Source organism: Enterobacter sp. QK-SA4 (assembly GCF_056856775.1).
On sequence record NZ_JBXFXH010000007.1, the window covers coordinates 2,421,842 to 2,436,978 of the forward strand.

General features: G+C 56.5%; 15 protein-coding genes and 2 pseudogenes. 13 read left to right on the plus strand and 4 right to left on the minus strand.

Annotated features, from left to right (window positions below; genetic code table 11):
- Positions 1 to 43 precede the first annotated feature (43 nt).
- The 9 genes and pseudogenes from AC1VYI_RS13085 (at position 44) to AC1VYI_RS13125 (ending at position 7,367) form a co-directional block, all read left to right on the plus strand.
- Positions 44 to 538 (plus strand): YciE/YciF ferroxidase family protein, encoded by a 495-nt coding sequence (locus tag AC1VYI_RS13085; protein ID WP_023311678.1) that lies wholly within the window; start codon positions 44 to 46, stop codon positions 536 to 538.
- 23 nt (positions 539 to 561) lie between these two features.
- Positions 562 to 765 (plus strand): hypothetical protein, encoded by a 204-nt coding sequence (locus tag AC1VYI_RS13090; protein WP_008502273.1) that lies wholly within the window; start codon positions 562 to 564, stop codon positions 763 to 765.
- A 25-nt stretch (positions 766 to 790) separates the two neighbouring features.
- Positions 791 to 1,069: pseudogene (locus tag AC1VYI_RS13095) on the plus strand (DUF892 family protein); the annotation flags it as partial.
- A 32-nt stretch (positions 1,070 to 1,101) separates the two neighbouring features.
- A complete protein-coding gene (locus AC1VYI_RS13100) occupies positions 1,102 to 2,070 on the plus strand; it encodes an IS5 family transposase (protein WP_016151349.1) in 969 nt (322 codons plus the stop codon).
- A gap of 53 nt (positions 2,071 to 2,123) precedes the next feature.
- Positions 2,124 to 2,363, plus strand: a pseudogene (locus AC1VYI_RS13105) (DUF892 family protein); the annotation flags it as partial.
- Between the two features lie 15 nt (positions 2,364 to 2,378).
- Complete coding sequence (locus tag AC1VYI_RS13110) at positions 2,379 to 3,251, plus strand: manganese catalase family protein (protein ID WP_045354917.1); 873 nt, start codon at positions 2,379 to 2,381, stop codon at positions 3,249 to 3,251.
- Between the two features lie 68 nt (positions 3,252 to 3,319).
- The gene (locus AC1VYI_RS13115; protein ID WP_226483777.1) at positions 3,320 to 4,723 is read left to right on the plus strand and encodes a cytochrome ubiquinol oxidase subunit I; all 1,404 of its coding nucleotides are present in this window, start codon (positions 3,320 to 3,322) and stop codon (positions 4,721 to 4,723) included.
- The gene (gene cydB / locus AC1VYI_RS13120) at positions 4,723 to 5,733 is read left to right on the plus strand and encodes a cytochrome d ubiquinol oxidase subunit II (RefSeq protein WP_134866265.1); all 1,011 of its coding nucleotides are present in this window, start codon (positions 4,723 to 4,725) and stop codon (positions 5,731 to 5,733) included. Before AC1VYI_RS13115 ends, cydB begins: the two co-directional genes overlap by 1 nt.
- Positions 5,734 to 5,741: 8 nt before the next feature.
- On the plus strand, positions 5,742 to 7,367 hold the full coding sequence (locus AC1VYI_RS13125) for an alpha-amylase family protein (RefSeq protein ID WP_134866267.1): 1,626 nt from the start codon (positions 5,742 to 5,744) through the stop codon (positions 7,365 to 7,367).
- Here AC1VYI_RS13125 and AC1VYI_RS13130 read toward each other — a convergent pair whose 3' ends face one another.
- From AC1VYI_RS13130 to AC1VYI_RS13145, 4 genes are read right to left on the minus strand one after another with little or no spacing between them, the layout of a single operon-like run.
- A complete protein-coding gene (locus AC1VYI_RS13130; protein ID WP_134866269.1) occupies positions 7,368 to 8,354 on the minus strand; it encodes an SDR family oxidoreductase in 987 nt (328 codons plus the stop codon).
- 17 nt (positions 8,355 to 8,371) lie between these two features.
- Positions 8,372 to 8,890: a 2-oxo-tetronate isomerase gene (locus AC1VYI_RS13135; RefSeq protein WP_134866271.1), complete on the minus strand. Its 519-nt coding sequence runs from the start codon at positions 8,888 to 8,890 to the stop codon at positions 8,372 to 8,374.
- An 11-nt stretch (positions 8,891 to 8,901) separates the two neighbouring features.
- Positions 8,902 to 9,348: a DUF421 domain-containing protein gene (locus AC1VYI_RS13140; RefSeq protein ID WP_023311671.1), complete on the minus strand. Its 447-nt coding sequence runs from the start codon at positions 9,346 to 9,348 to the stop codon at positions 8,902 to 8,904.
- A gap of 9 nt (positions 9,349 to 9,357) precedes the next feature.
- Positions 9,358 to 9,861, minus strand: a complete 504-nt coding sequence (locus AC1VYI_RS13145; RefSeq protein ID WP_134866274.1) for a hypothetical protein — start codon at positions 9,859 to 9,861, stop codon at positions 9,358 to 9,360.
- A 138-nt stretch (positions 9,862 to 9,999) separates the two neighbouring features.
- Between AC1VYI_RS13145 and AC1VYI_RS13150 the strand changes: the two genes are divergently transcribed.
- The 4 genes from AC1VYI_RS13150 (at position 10,000) to AC1VYI_RS13165 (ending at position 15,081) form a co-directional block, all read left to right on the plus strand.
- Positions 10,000 to 10,389: a YdeI family stress tolerance OB fold protein gene (locus AC1VYI_RS13150; protein ID WP_047174310.1), complete on the plus strand. Its 390-nt coding sequence runs from the start codon at positions 10,000 to 10,002 to the stop codon at positions 10,387 to 10,389.
- Between the two features lie 64 nt (positions 10,390 to 10,453).
- Positions 10,454 to 11,338 (plus strand): SDR family oxidoreductase, encoded by an 885-nt coding sequence (locus AC1VYI_RS13155; RefSeq protein WP_023311668.1) that lies wholly within the window; start codon positions 10,454 to 10,456, stop codon positions 11,336 to 11,338.
- Positions 11,339 to 11,519: 181 nt separating this feature from the next.
- On the plus strand, positions 11,520 to 12,443 hold the full coding sequence (locus AC1VYI_RS13160) for a LysR substrate-binding domain-containing protein (protein ID WP_023311667.1): 924 nt from the start codon (positions 11,520 to 11,522) through the stop codon (positions 12,441 to 12,443).
- A 256-nt stretch (positions 12,444 to 12,699) separates the two neighbouring features.
- Positions 12,700 to 15,081 carry a glucose/quinate/shikimate family membrane-bound PQQ-dependent dehydrogenase gene (locus AC1VYI_RS13165; protein WP_155033215.1) on the plus strand — a complete coding sequence of 794 codons (2,382 nt, stop codon included), beginning with the start codon at positions 12,700 to 12,702 and terminating at the stop codon, positions 15,079 to 15,081.
- The last annotated feature ends 56 nt before the right edge of the window (positions 15,082 to 15,137 follow it).

The window sequence follows — 15,137 nt, forward strand, 5'->3', positions numbered from 1 at the left end:
AGCTCGCAGTACCCTTTCTTTATTTTACCGGAGCGTAATTATTATGAATATGAAAAGCGTCGAGGATGTCTTTATTCATCTTCTGTCGGATACCTACAGCGCAGAAAAGCAGCTTACCCGAGCGTTAAGCAAGCTTGCCCGCGCCGCCTCCAGCGAGAAGCTGAGCGCAGCTTTTACCGCCCACCTGGAAGAGACGCAGGGTCAGATTGAACGTATTGACCAAATCGTTGAGCAGGAAGACGGTATTAAGATCAAACGCATGAAGTGCGTGGCGATGGAAGGCTTAATTGAAGAAGCCAACGAAGTCATCGAAAGTACGGAAAAAAATGAAGTACGTGATGCCGCACTTATTGCCGCCGCGCAAAAAGTCGAGCATTACGAAATTGCGAGCTACGGTACCCTTGCCACATTAGCAGAGCAACTGGGCTATAAAAAAGCCGTTAAGCTTCTTGCCGAAACGCTGGAAGAAGAAAAAGAGACCGACCTTAAACTCACCGACCTGGCCGTAGGAAATATTAACCAAAAAGCGCAGAAATGACGCAATAATACAGGTTAAATAAAATGAGCATCAGTCCCAGGACAATTAAACGGTGCCATTTAGCGGCAGCCATAATATGGTTCATTCTCGCCATCCCCTCCGTAATATGGTGGAAGAATAGCGTGCTATGGGTCATTATCATCAGTATTTACGCCAATATTGTCGGCCATTTATCTGGCTACAGTGCCGCGCGTGCCGATCAGGCTGCTGAAAGTGAGACCAAATAAGCGAACCCCTAATGAGGATACAATGATGAATCACGTAGAACACTACCATGACTGGCTACGCGATGCCCATGCGATGGAAAAGCAAGCCGAATCTATGCTGGAATCCATGGCCAGCCGTATCGATAATTATCCTGATGTTCGCGCCAGAATTGAGCAGCATATTAATGAGACAAAACGGCAAATTACATTGCTGGAAGAAATCCTCGACCGTAATGATATTTCTCGTTCGGTTTTAAAAGATTCGATGAGCAAAATGGCGGCGCTCGGGCAGTCCATTGGCGGCATGTTCCCATCGGATGAGATCGGCTTTGTTGAATAAATCGAACTTTTGCTGAGTTGAAGGATCAGATCACGCATCTTCCCGACAACGCAGACCGTTCCGTGGCAAAGCAAAAGTTCAAAATCACCAACTGGCCCACCTACAATAAAGCCCTCATCAACCGTGGCTCCATAACTTTCTGGCTGGATGATGAAGCTATTCAGGCCTGGTATGAGTCGGCAACGCCTTCATCACGGGGAAGACCTCAGCGCTATTCTGATCTCGCCATCACCACCGTTCTGGTCATTAAACGCGTGTTCAGGTTGACCCTGCGGGCTGCACAGGGTTTTATTGATTCCATTTTTACACTGATGAATGTTCCGTTGCGCTGCCCGGATTACACCAGTGTCAGCAAGCGCGCAAAGTCGGTTAATGTCAGTTTCAAAACGTTCACCCGAGGTGAAATCGCGCATCTGGTGATTGATTCCACCGGGCTGAAGGTCTTTGGTGAAGGCGAATGGAAAGTCAAAAAACACGGCAAAGAACGCCGTCGTATATGGCGAAAGTTGCATCTGGCAGTTGACAGCAACACACATGAAATCATCTGTGCAGACCTGTCGCTGAACAATGTGACGGACTCAGAAGCCTTCCCGGGTCTTATCCGGCAGACTCACAGAAAAATCAGGGCAGCATCGGCAGACGGCGCTTACGACACCCGGCTCTGTCACGATGAACTGCGGCGTAAGAAAATCAGCGCGCTTATCCCGCCCCGAAAAGGCGCGGGTTACTGGCCCGGTGAATATGCAGACCGTAACCGTGCTGTTGCGAATCAGCGGCTGACCGGGAGTAATGCGCGGTGGAAATGGACAACAGATTACAACCGTCGCTCGATAGCGGAAACGGCGATGTACCGGGTAAAACAGCTGTTCGGAGGTTCACTGACACTGCGTGACTACGATGGTCAGGTTGCAGAGGCTATGGCCCTGGTACGAGCGCTGAACAAAATGACGAAAGCAGGTATGCCTGAAAGCGTGCGTATTGCCTGAAAACACAACCCGCTACGGGGGAGACTTACCCGAAATCTGATTTATTCAACAAAGCCGATGAGATCGTAAAGGGCTCGATCAGCGGCTATGTTTTCGAACAGTTTGAAATCGCCTGTTATACCTCCCTGCTCGCGGCGGCTAAGAAAGCAGGCGACGTCGCCTCGGTGCCGGCCATCGAGACGATTCTGGCGGAAGAGCGCGAAATGGCCGACTGGCTGATCCGCCATATTCCGCAGACCACGGAACAGTTCCTTTTGCGTTCAGACGCATCGGGCGTCGAAGCGAAAAAATAATCCGGGAGAATCGCCATGTTCCGACACGTCAAACAGCTGCAATACACGGTTCGCGTTGCCGAACCGAACCCTGGCCTCGCCAACCTTTTACTGGAACAGTTCGGTGGGCCTCAGGGCGAACTGGCTGCCGCCTGCCGGTACTTTACGCAAGGATTGAGCGATGACGATCCGGGCCGTAAAGATATGCTGATGGATATCGCGACCGAGGAGCTAAGCCACCTCGAAATCATCGGTACTCTGGTCGGCATGCTTAATAAAGGTGCCAAAGGCGCGCTGGCGGAAGGGGTGGAAAACGAGGCCGAGCTGTATCGCTCCATGACCGAAAACGGCAATGACAGCCACATCACCTCCCTGCTGTACGGTGGCGGCACCCCGCTCACTAACTCGGCGGGCGTGCCCTGGACGGCGGCCTACGTCGATACCATCGGCGAGCCAACGGCGGACCTGCGCTCAAACGTGGCAGCAGAGGCCAGAGCGAAAATCATCTATGAACGGCTGATCAACGTGACCGACGATCCCGGCGTAAAGGATGCCCTGGCGTTTCTGATGACGCGCGAGGCGGCGCACCAGCTCTCCTTTGAGAAGGCGCTGCAGTCCATCCGTAATAATTTCCCACCGGGAAAATTGCCGCCAATCGAGGAATTCACCAACAAGTACTACAATATGTCTGAAGGTGGTGAGGTTCGCGGAAGCTGGAACAGCGATAAACATTTCGATTACGTTGAGTCCCCCCAGCCTGCGGTTGACGGCGGCGATGGCAGCGCAAGCGTCACGCTCACGACCGAACAGGCAACCCTGGTCAAGGCGATGTCTGCCCGCACGAAGTCCGATCCACATTCTGACCCGCTGACCGGTGCCGAGCTGGGTGCCGGTAAGACTAAAACGTAATCGGTTTTGCCGGGCAGCCATAAACTGCCCGGCAATTCTCGTGCCCCATCGTTTCAGAGGTACGGACCATGTTCGAACTCGACGCGTTCCATCTGGCCAGAATTCAGTTCGCTTTTACCGTCTCGTTTCATATCCTTTTTCCTGCGATCACCATCGGCCTCGCCAGCTATCTGGTGGTGCTGGAGGGCATGTGGCTGCGCACCAAAAACGACGTCTGGCGATCGTTGTACCATTTCTGGCTCAAGATATTTGCCGTTAACTTCGGGATGGGTGTCGTTTCCGGGCTGGTCATGGCGTACCAGTTTGGCACCAACTGGAGCGGGTTCTCACAGTTCGCGGGCAGTATTACCGGCCCCCTTCTGACCTATGAAGTGTTAACCGCCTTCTTCCTTGAAGCCGGTTTCCTTGGCGTCATGATGTTCGGCTGGAATAAGGTCGGCCCTGGCCTGCACTTCTTTTCAACCTGCATGGTGGCGCTCGGCACGCTGATGTCGACCTTCTGGATCCTCGCGTCCAACAGCTGGATGCATACGCCGCAGGGCTTCACTATCGAAAACGGACAGGTTATTCCGCAGGACTGGCTGGCGATCGTCTTTAATCCCTCCTTCCCTTACCGCCTGATTCATATGGCTATCGCCGCGTTTCTGAGCAGCGCGCTGTTTGTCGGCGCGTCGGGCGCATGGCACCTGCTGCGCGGTAACGATACCCCCGCCGTCCGCACCATGTTTTCCATGGCGATGTGGATGGCGCTGCTGGTCGCCCCCATCCAGGCGGTCGTGGGCGATATGCACGGCCTGAACACGCTTGAGCATCAGCCGGCCAAAATTGCCGCCATTGAGGGACACTGGGAAAATCCGCCGGGCGAGGCCACTCCGCTGCTGCTGTTTGGCCTGCCGGATATGGACGAGGAGCGCACCAAATACGGCCTGGAGATCCCCGCGCTCGGCAGCCTTATTCTGACGCACAGCCTGGACAAGCAGGTCCCGGCGCTGAAGGATTTTCCGAAAGAAGATCGGCCAAACTCGACCATCGTTTTCTGGTCGTTCCGCGTCATGGTCGGGATGGGGCTGCTGATGATTACCCTCGGGCTGATTAGCGTCTGGTTGCGCTATCGCCATCGGCTATACCACTCTCGCCCGTTCCACTTGTTTGCCCTCTGTATGGGGCCTGCCGGGCTGCTGGCGCTGCTCGCCGGCTGGGTCACCACCGAGGTGGGCCGCCAGCCGTGGGTGGTTTACGGCTATCTGCGCACCATCGACGCGGTATCGCTGCACAGCACCCTGCAGATGAGCATCAGCCTGCTGGCGTTCTTCGTCGTTTACTCGTCGGTGTTTGGGGTGGGCTATGTTTACCTCATCCGGCTGATTAAAAAAGGACCGCAGCCTGTCGATACGCTGACGTCAAACACCTCGGGCACGCCCGCCCGTCCGCTGTCTGCCGCTGAGTCTGTTCCTGAAGAGGAGAGAACCTGATGGGCGTCGATATCTCAGTTATCTGGTTTGCCATCATCGTCTTTGCCACGCTGATGTACATCATCATGGATGGCTTTGATCTGGGCATCGGCCTGCTGTTTAACTTCGTGGGCGATGCGAAGGAGCGCGATGTGATGGTCAACAGCGTGGCGCCGGTCTGGGACGGCAACGAGACCTGGCTGGTACTCGGCGGCGCGGGTCTGTTCGGCGCGTTTCCGCTGGCCTATGCGGTGATCATTGATGCGCTGACGATCCCCCTCACCGCGATGCTGATCGGTCTCATCTTTCGCGGCGTCGCCTTTGAGTTCCGCTTCAAAGCCACGCCGTCGCACCGCAAATTCTGGGATTACTCCTTTGCCGGCGGCTCCCTGCTCGCGACCTTCAGCCAGGGCGTGGTGGTGGGCGCCGTGATTAACGGCTTCGACGTTGAGGGGCGGCGTTTCGTTGGCTCCGCGCTTGACTGGCTCACCCCCTTCAATCTCTTCTGCGGTATCGGTCTCGTTGTGGCCTACACGCTGCTGGGCACCACCTGGCTCATTATGAAAAGTGAAGGCGCGCTGCAGGCCCGCATGCGCGAGTTGACCCGCCACGTGCTGCTGGCGCTGATCGTGGTTATTGCAGTAGTGAGCATCTGGACGCCGCTCGGCTGGCAGTACGTGGCCGAGCACTGGTTTACCCTGCCCAACTTCTTCTGGTTCCTGCCGGTGCCTCTGCTGGTTGCGCTTTTCAGCGTGCTGATCTGGCGCCTGACCCGCAACCCGGCCAGCCACTCCCGCCCCTTCCTGCTGACGCTGGGGCTTATTTTCCTCGGGTTTAGCGGGCTCGGCATCAGCCTCTGGCCGAACATTATTCCGCCGCGCATCACCCTGTGGGAAGCCGCGGCCCCGCCTGCCAGCCAGCTGTTTATGCTGGTAGGCACGCTGCTGATTATTCCGGTGATCCTGGTGTACACCGCCTGGAGCTACTACGTCTTCCGGGGCAAAGTGTCGGATACTGAAGGCTATCACTGAGGAACGCTATGACCGACTGGCATACACGAGCCATTATTTATCAGATTGATACCGCGCTATTTTATGATTTGAACGGCGATGGCTGCGGGGACATCGCCGGGATCGCGGCCAAGCTGCGCTATATTCGCCGCATGGGGGCGACGGTCATCTGGATCACCCCGTTTTACCTCACGCCCTTTCTCGATGAAGGCTACGACGTCAGCGACCACCTCCAGGTGGATCCCCGCTTCGGAAAGCTGGCCGATATCATCGCTTTTATCGAACAGGCCCGCGAGCTGGGCATGCAGGTCATTATCGAGCTGCTGATCCAGCACACGTCGGACGCGCATCCCTGGTTCCAGCAGGCCCGCCGTAACCCGGCGTCACCCTATCGTGATTACTACCTCTGGTCGGATAACGACGAGGACGATACGCCCCCCATGTTTCCCGGCGTGGAAAAGAGCATCTGGACCTGGGACGACGAGGCGGGACAATACTACCGACACATGTTTTATCGCCACGAGCCGGATCTAAACCTCACCTCGCCCGCGGTGCTTAAAGAGATTGAAAACATCATCCTCTTCTGGCTCAAGCTTGGCGTGTCGGGATTTCGCCTCGATGCCGCATCCCACCTCACCACCCAGGCAGGGAACGGTGATGAAAAAAAGGGTCTGTGGATCCTCGAGCATATGCGGCGTCTTATCGAAGAGCGCAATCCGGACGCGATCCTGCTTGGCGAAGTTGACGTAGACGTTGAGGCCTATAAAGACTACTTCGGCAAAAACGACCGCCTGAATCTGGTGCTCAACTTCTGGCTCAACAAGTATTTCTACGTCAGCCTGGCCCGCAAAAGCGCCCGCCCGCTGCGCAATGCGGTGAAGAAGATGATCGTCCCGCCTGACTCCTGCTGTTTTGCCAACTGGCTGCGCAACCACGACGAGCTGGATCTGGAAGGCATTAGTCAGAAAGACAAACAGTTTGTCCTCGACACGTTCGCCCCTGATGAGGAGATGAACGTCTATCAGCGCGGGATCCGCCGCCGCCTGGCCCCGATGCTCAACGGCGATCGGAAGCGGCTGGCGTTCTGCCACGCGGTGCTGTTTTCCCTGCCGGGTGTCCCGGTGATGCGCTACGGCGACGAGATCGGCATGGGTGACGACCTGGATCTGGAGGAGCGCTACGCCGTCCGCACCCCGATGCAGTGGGCGGGGTCACAGGGAGGCGGTTTCTCTGCAGCCGACCCTGAAAAATTTATCGCACCGATTATCGACCACGGCCCTTACCGCTATCAGAAAGTCAACGTCGCCGATTCGCTGCTTCACCACAACTCGCTTCTGCACCGGATCATCGATATTGCCAACACCCGCTCGGAGTTCCCCGAAATTGCCGTTGCGCCCTTTCGCCTTATCACAATAGATGATGACGCGGTGCTGGGGCTCTATTACGAGACCGACGAGCGCAGCATCCTGACCTTCGTCAACTTCAGCAACCAGCCGGTGCAGTTCACCGCCAAAGGGATCCGCAACGCCACCTGGACCGCCTGTCTCGAGGACAAGCGCTACGATGACGCGCTGATTTGCGGTAAAACCGTAAAGCTCAGTCTTGGCGGCTACGGCTATCGCTGGTTCTGGACGCACCGTAGCGCGCTGCGCTGATTACAGTTTCCGGCGGGTTATCAGACGCGTCAGCACTATTCCCGCCACCGCGAGGGCGCCCAGCGCCACCTTACCCGGCATGCCGGAGGTGACGGACGGTGCGCGGGTTTTCGCCTCGTTAGTGAAGCGGCCATGGATTTTATGCAGATCGTTAACCGGCTGGTCGAGGTAGTCCCGACGATCCGGCGCGTTGAGATCGTCGGTCATCTGGCCTTCCCACGCCTTTTTCACCATCAGCCGGTCGAGAAAACCGGGGAAGAAAAATTGCCCGACAATTGACTGGATGGTGCTGCTGCCGACCCACAGCTCGCGAACCGGTTTTTGCGCCACCCTGAAGATGGCGCTGGCGGCCACCTCAGGCTCAAAGACAGGCGGCACCGGGCGCATCGCCCAGGCAAACTTGTTCCTCGCCCATTCGAACTGCGGGGTATTGAGCCCGGGCATCTGCACCATCGAAAGCTGAACCCGGCTGTTCTCATGCATCAGCTCGGTACGCACCGCGTCGGTGAACCCGCGGATCGCCGCTTTTGCCCCGCAGTAGGCTGACTGCAGCGGAATGGAACGGTAGGCCAGCGCGGACCCCACCTGGATAATCACGCCCCTGTCGCGCGGAACCATAAGTTCGAGCGCGGCGCGAGTGCCGTTCACGTAGCCGAGGTACGTCACCTCAGTCACGCGGCGAAACTCGTCCGGCGTGAGGGTTCGGAACGGTGCCAGAACGGCCCCCATGGCGTTGTTCACCCAGACATCAATTGCGCCGAGGCGATACTCAATTTCGTTAGCGGCATCCACCACCGCCTGGCTGTCGGCGACGTCCGCCTGCACGGCGTGGGCATTAACGCCAAAGCGCCGTAGCTCCTCCTGGGTAGAGTGCAGGCTGGCTTCATCGCGGGCGATGAGCCCCACGTCGTAACCCGCCTTTGCAAAGTGCAGCGCCGTGGCTTTTCCCACGCCCGCTGTCCCGCCGGTAATCACTATGACAGCCATAGAACCTCCACGTGAGTTTATTCGTTATTCCCGTCCGACAACGTTGTCACCAGTTCAGCCAGCGCGTAATGCACCGCTTTTTCGACCACGTCCTGACAGTCACCGGAGAAAAGCACGGTGCGGGTCTTCGTCTCGCCGCGTATGTTCCACGCAAAGCAGACCGTCCCCGCCGCCGTGCCGTCGTCGCCCCCTTCCGGGCCCGCGTAGCCGCTGATGGCGATGCTGATATCCGCCTGGGCGATGTCGCGGATACTGGCGGCCATTTCGGTTACCGTCTGCTCGCTCACGGCAGTAAACCGCGCCAGCGTCTCAGGGTGCACGCCGAGGATCCGCGCTTTGGCTTCATCGCTGAACACGACCAGCCCAACATCATAAAATTCGGCGGTGTTTTCCTCTGCGCAAAGCGCCACCGAGAGCTTTCCGCCCGTGCAGGATTCCGCGGTGGTTAAGCGAAGCCCGAGATCGGTTAATTTGCTCGCCAGTTTTTTCGTCAGTTCACCCACGGTATTATTGCTGTCGTGAAAAAGATTGCTCATCTTGCCGCCTCTTATTTCTCGAAAGGAATGATTGAAATATGACCATTGCGCTCAAGTATGGCATATTTAATGTCGCTTATTTCCGTAATGCCATTATTTTGACGCGCTGACACCAGAATATCATCACAGGACACGTCAACTTTTTTCAGTTTATCGGCTAACGGCACACCGTTCTCAACAAGAATAACAGGAGTGCCATCCAGAATATTCTCAACCGGCGAGAAATATTTCTTCATCAGCCCGAAAATAATATCCACTACCACCAGCGTGGTAATGGTTATCATCGCGCCGGTCACGGAAAAATCCTGTCCAAGAAGCGCCTGCTGCGTGGCTTCACTAATTATAAGGAGCAGAATGAGATCGAAGCTGGTCATCTGCAGCAGCGCGCGACGCCCGGCCACTTTAAATACCACCACCAGAAACAGATAAATAGCCAGCGCGCGAAAGACCATATCCATATCAGCCTCCTAGGGGTAAATAAATTGCCAGATGTTAATTTCCGGCTCGCTGTTGACGCGGAAGACGGTGTTCCATTTACCGGCTCTGGAAGGTGTCGTGAAGAGTAACACGGAGAAGCTGTCTGTTTTTTTCAGGTTGTTATAGACAAAAAAGAGGGTCTTTCCGCGGCTGAACATAGCATCCGGCTGCGGCCAGACGCTGCCGGGCTCATACGCATCGCTGCTCTCGCTGGCCATGCTGAGGACATACTTCCCCTCCGTTTGCACCGGAAACGCGAGCGCCATCCGCGTCTCTGTCTCCCGTCGCCCAAAGCGTTCATAGTTTATGGTCAATGATTTAGCGGAATTCGTTTTGACCGTGTCGCTGACCATTCCGCTGGAAAAAAAACCGGCAATCGCCGCGACGATAATACCCAGCAGAACAATAAAACCCACCTGACGAAACGCGTATTCAAACGTCAGCAAACGGTAACTCTCATCTATCCCGGGTAACTTTTCATTTTCACGCTTCATGGCCATCGTCACCGTTTCGCTTATTATCCGATAATTTTGATTTCTAACGCGAATGTTTTTAGGACTTATCACATTTGCCACATAAAGGAATAGCAACAATACTTAATAAGTCAAGACACGCAAAATGAAGGATATCGGATGAAATTATCACTTATTTCCGCTTTATTGATATTTCTGGTTCCGGCCGCATGGGCAGATAATAACGGGGGGTTACAAAAAGGCGAAGCGCCACCGCCTCCCCACGCGCTTGATAGCGGATATCGCGGAACCGACGACGCGCGTATTATGACCATCAAGCAGGCAAAAGAATTGCATGATGGCGCGACAATTTCATTACGCGGTAATCTTATTGACGGTAGCGGCGATAAGTTTATATTTCAGGATAAAACCGGAAAAATCGACGTTATTATTCCCCAGGCAGTCTTCGACGGCAGAACGGTAAAACCCGACCAGATGATCAGTATCAACGGTTCGCTTGATAAAAAATCATCTCCTGCCGTCGTCCGTGTCGATCGTTTGCAGAAATAATTCAGCGAAGCGTTAACGCTGCAGTTATCCATCAAATCTCACCCCTTGGCTTAAGGAGTCAGCTATGAGTGATACTAAACAACGTACGAACGCTTACCCGCAGCCCCCGTTCCCGGAACAGCCGCAAACGCCGCCGGGACTGGCATCCGAAATGCAGCCTGTACCCGACCACGGGGAAACAAGCTACAAAGGACATGGCCGCCTGGCCGGCAAAAAAGCGCTGATTACCGGCGGTGACTCCGGTATTGGTCGCGCGGTCGCTATCGCCTATGCTCGTGAAGGCGCTGACGTTGCCATTAACTACCTGCCCGAAGAGGAAAAAGACGCCGCTGAGGTCATCGACCTGATTGAAGCCGAAGGTCGCAAGGCTATCGCGCTGCCGGGGGACGTCCGGGACGAAACCTTCTGTCAGAATCTGGTCGAAGAAGCCGTGTCGAAACTGGGCGGGCTGGACATTCTGGTCAACAATGCCGGCCGTCAGCAGTTCCGTGAATCGCTTGAGGAACTGACCACGGAAGATTTTGACGCAACGTTTAAAACCAACGTTTACGCCCCTTTCTGGATCACCAAGGCGGCGCTGCGCCACCTGAAAGCGTCGTCCGTTATCATTAATACCTCGTCCGTTCAGGCGGTGAAGCCTAGCCCCGTGCTGCTGGACTACGCCCAGACGAAAGCCTGTCTGGCGGTGTTTACCAAATCCTTAGCCAAACAGCTGGGTCCGAAAGGTATTCGCGTCAACGCGGTTGCCCCTGGCCCTTACTGGACGGTACTGCAGTCCAGCGGCGGGCAGCCGATGGAAAAAGTGAAGGAGTTCGGCGGCGACACCCCGCTGGGACGTCCGGGCCAGCCCGTTGAGATTGCCCCGCTGTACGTCACGCTGGCCTCGGATGAATGTTCATTCACGTCCGGCCAGGTGTGGTGTTCCGATGGCGGTGACGGCGTGATCTAAACCGTTAAACGATACCCCTCCGCTATGAGCAATAAATGAACAAGGATGTTCGCTTTTATTCCCCCGCCAAAAAACATGTTGTAACTCAAACAGATCAAATGTTAAAAATATTTTGCTATCAGGTTATCAAAATTAAACAACTTAACTTGTCACCCGCATCGCTCTGTTTTTAACATCGCCTATGGAAAAAAATGGTCTGTTCAGTCAGCGCATACGCTTGCGCCATTTGCATACATTTGTGGCCGTCGCTCAACAGGGAACGCTGGGGCGTGCGGCTGAAACTCTCAACCTGAGCCAGCCTGCGCTCTCAAAAACCCTCAACGAGCTGGAACAGCTGACCGGTGCCCGTCTTTTTGACCGCGGCCGGCTGGGGGCGCAGCTTACCATCGTGGGCGAACAGTTCCTCACGCACGCCGTGAAAGTGCTGGATGCGCTCAATACCGCAGGCCAGTCCCTGCACAGAAAAGAAGAGCAAACCAGTGAGGTGGTGCGCGTGGGTGCTTTGCCTACCGCGGCGCTGGGCATCCTTCCACCCGTTATCGGCCAGTTCCACAAGCAGCAGCGGCATACCACGATTCAGGTCGCTACCATGAATAACACTATGCTGCTCGCGGGGCTGAAATCGGGCGAACTGGATCTCGGAATCGGTCGCATGTCCGACCCTGAGCTGATGGGCGGCCTCAACTATGAACTGCTGTTCCTGGAGTCCCTGAAGCTGGTGGTTCGTCCCGATCACCCCCTGCTGCAGGACACAGTCACATTAAGCCGCGTTATGGAGTGGCCGGTAGTGGTCTGCCCAAAAGGGACAGTTCCCCGCCAGACCGCAGAAACCTTGCTGCAAATGCAGGGGTGTACGCTGCCCTCAGGATGTATCGAAACGCTGTCGGCCTCGCTTTCGCGCCAGCTTACGCTGGATTATGACTACGTCTGGTTCGTCCCATCCGGCGCGGTGAAAGATGATTTACGTCAGGGAACGCTGATTGCCCTGCCGATTACCTCCCCCGGCCCCGGTGAACCTATCGGCATTTTGACCCGCGTAGACACGCCGCTTTCAACGGGCGCGCAGACGCTGCTGAGCGCTATCCGTAAATCAATGCCGGTCTGACACCTTTCTCTTCTCATCCTAACCCTCTCCCCAGCGGGGCGAGGGCATTGTCCTGCGCCCTAATCAATTAATGCGAAATCATTCATTAACAATTGCGTAAAACAATTTAACAGTTTTATCATAGCGGCGAATTCACCAAATGGTTCGCAAAGCATTTTGTAACTCCGAATTCACCCGTATTAATCATTCTTCCCTCCGCATTTATTACCCAACTGGTACATACCCAGCACGACGGGGGGATCTTAAGGAGACAGAAATGGCATTTGGCAGCGCGCCACGTGGGATACCGCGTATCCTGCAGTGGCTTCTTGCCGGACTGATGTTGCTCATCGGTCTGGCGGTCGGCGGGCTGGGCTTTAAGCTCGTCACCGTAGGCGGAAGTGGATACTTCCTGATAATGGGCGTGGTGATGGTGATTGCCGCGATCCTGATTTTCCTCAATCGCAGCAGCGGGATCGTGCTTTACGGCATCGCCTTTATTGCCTCGCTGTTCTGGGCGGTAGGCGATGCGGGCTGGGATTTCTGGCCGCTCTTCTCTCGCCTGTTTACCTTTGCCGTACTGGCCTTCCTCTGCGCCATCGTCTGGCCTTTCCTGCGCGCGGCAAACCACAGCGCCGCGAACAAGGCTCCCGCTTTTGGTGTCGCGGCCGTGCTCGCGGTGGCGATGCTGGTCAGCCTGGGCTGGATGTTTAAGCCGCAGACCCTCGTGGCAGCGAACGAGCCCGTTCCGGTGAAACCCGTCGCCCCCGGCGAGCAGCAAAAAAACTGGGAGCACTGGGGCAATACCACCCACGGCGACCGTTTCGCCGCGCTGGACCAGATTAACAAGCACAACGTCAGCGACCTTAAGGTCGCCTGGGTTGCGCACACCGGCGATATTCCGCAGAGCAACGGCTCCGGCGCGGAAGATCAGAACACGCCATTGCAGATTGGCGACACGCTGTACGTCTGTACTCCATACAGTAAAGTGCTGGCGCTGGACGTGGATTCCGGCAAAGAAAAATGGCGCTACGATTCCAAAGCCACGGCGCCTAACTGGCAGCGCTGCCGCGGTCTGGGCTATTTTGAAGATCATTCCAGCGTGACAACGTCACAGGCAGAAACACAGCCTGCGGCATGCCCTCGCCGCCTGTTCCTGCCGACCACCGACGCCCGCCTGATTGCCATCAACGCGGATACCGGCAAGGTCTGCGAAGATTTCGGCGACCATGGTACCGTGGATCTGAGCGTCGGCATGGGCGAGATCAAGCCCGGATATTATCAGCAGACCTCTACGCCGCTGGTCGCAGGCAATGTTGTCGTCGTCGGCGGTCGCGTCGCGGATAACTACTCAACCGGCGAACCGCCGGGCGTGGTGCGCGCCTACGACGTGCACACCGGTAAGCTGGCGTGGGCGTGGGACCCGGGTAATCCGAACCTGACCGGCCTGCCGCCGGAAGGCCAGACCTACACCCGCGGCACGCCGAACGTCTGGTCAGCGATGTCCTACGACGCTAAGCTGAACCTGATCTACCTGCCAACCGGCAACGCCACCCCGGATTTCTGGGCGGGCGAACGTACCGCGCTGGATGATAAGTACAGTTCCTCCATCGTCGCCGTCGACGCGACCACCGGTCAGGTGCGCTGGCATTTCCAGACGACCCATCACGACCTGTGGGATTTCGACCTGCCTTCCCAGCCGCTGCTGTACGATCTGCCTGACGGTAAAGGCGGCACCACGCCTGTGCTGGTGCAGACCAGCAAGCAGGGCATGATCTTCATGCTTAACCGCGAAACCGGCAAGCCGGTGGCGAAGGTAGAAGAACGTCCCGTTCCGGCAGGTAACGTTGAGGGTGAACGCTACTCTCCGACCCAGCCGTATTCCGTTGGCATGCCGATGATTGGCAACCAGACGCTGACCGAATCCGACATGTGGGGGGCGACGCCTGTCGACCTGCTGCTGTGCCGCATTCAGTTTAAAGAGATGCGCCATCAAGGCGTCTTCACCCCGCCGGGTCTCGACCGTTCCCTGCAGTTCCCCGGCTCTCTCGGCGGGATGAACTGGGGCAGCGTCTCCGTTGACCCGAACAACAGCCTGATGTTCGTCAACGATATGCGCCTGGGCCTGGCAAACTACATGGTGCCGCGCGCTAACGTGGCGAAAAACGCCAGCGGCATCGAGATGGGCATCGTACCAATGGACGGCACCCCGTTCGGCGCAATGCGCGAACGCTTCCTGTCGCCGCTGGGCATTCCGTGCCAGAAGCCGCCGTTTGGTACCATGTCGGCCGTTGACCTGAAAACCGGCAAGCTGGTGTGGCAGGTGCCTGTCGGCACGGTGGAAGATACCGGCCCGCTGGGCATTCGCATGCACATGCCAATCCCAATCGGCATGCCGACGCTGGGCGCTTCGCTCTCTACCCAGTCCGGCCTTCTGTTCTTCGCCGGCACGCAGGATTTCTACCTGCGCGCGTTTGATACCGCCACCGGGAAAGAGATCTGGAAAGACCGCCTGCCGGTCGGCAGCCAGTCCGGCCCGATGACCTACGTGTCGCCGAAAACCGGTAAGCAGTACATCATCATTAACGCCGGGGGCGCCCGCCAGTCTCCGGATCGCGGGGATTACGTTATCGCGTACGCGTTACCCGATAAGCAATAAGATGTGAAAAAGGGACCGAAAGGTCCCTTTTTTGTAGGTCAGATTTTGTAGGTCGG

Coding starts and splice junctions, on each gene's coding strand:
- AC1VYI_RS13155 (WP_023311668.1), top strand. CDS start 10,454: ATGAGTGATACTAAACAACGTACGAACGCTTACCCGCAGCCCCCGTTC.
- AC1VYI_RS13090 (WP_008502273.1), top strand. CDS start 562: ATGAGCATCAGTCCCAGGACAATTAAACGGTGCCATTTAGCGGCAGCC.
- AC1VYI_RS13135 (WP_134866271.1), bottom strand. CDS start 8,890: ATGAGCAATCTTTTTCACGACAGCAATAATACCGTGGGTGAACTGACG.
- AC1VYI_RS13115 (WP_226483777.1), top strand. CDS start 3,320: ATGTTCGAACTCGACGCGTTCCATCTGGCCAGAATTCAGTTCGCTTTT.
- AC1VYI_RS13110 (WP_045354917.1), top strand. CDS start 2,379: ATGTTCCGACACGTCAAACAGCTGCAATACACGGTTCGCGTTGCCGAA.
- AC1VYI_RS13150 (WP_047174310.1), top strand. CDS start 10,000: ATGAAATTATCACTTATTTCCGCTTTATTGATATTTCTGGTTCCGGCC.
- AC1VYI_RS13085 (WP_023311678.1), top strand. CDS start 44: ATGAATATGAAAAGCGTCGAGGATGTCTTTATTCATCTTCTGTCGGAT.
- AC1VYI_RS13140 (WP_023311671.1), bottom strand. CDS start 9,348: ATGGATATGGTCTTTCGCGCGCTGGCTATTTATCTGTTTCTGGTGGTG.
- cydB (WP_134866265.1), top strand. CDS start 4,723: ATGGGCGTCGATATCTCAGTTATCTGGTTTGCCATCATCGTCTTTGCC.
- AC1VYI_RS13125 (WP_134866267.1), top strand. CDS start 5,742: ATGACCGACTGGCATACACGAGCCATTATTTATCAGATTGATACCGCG.
- AC1VYI_RS13145 (WP_134866274.1), bottom strand. CDS start 9,861: ATGAAGCGTGAAAATGAAAAGTTACCCGGGATAGATGAGAGTTACCGT.
- AC1VYI_RS13165 (WP_155033215.1), top strand. CDS start 12,700: ATGGCATTTGGCAGCGCGCCACGTGGGATACCGCGTATCCTGCAGTGG.
- AC1VYI_RS13160 (WP_023311667.1), top strand. CDS start 11,520: ATGGAAAAAAATGGTCTGTTCAGTCAGCGCATACGCTTGCGCCATTTG.
- AC1VYI_RS13130 (WP_134866269.1), bottom strand. CDS start 8,354: ATGGCTGTCATAGTGATTACCGGCGGGACAGCGGGCGTGGGAAAAGCC.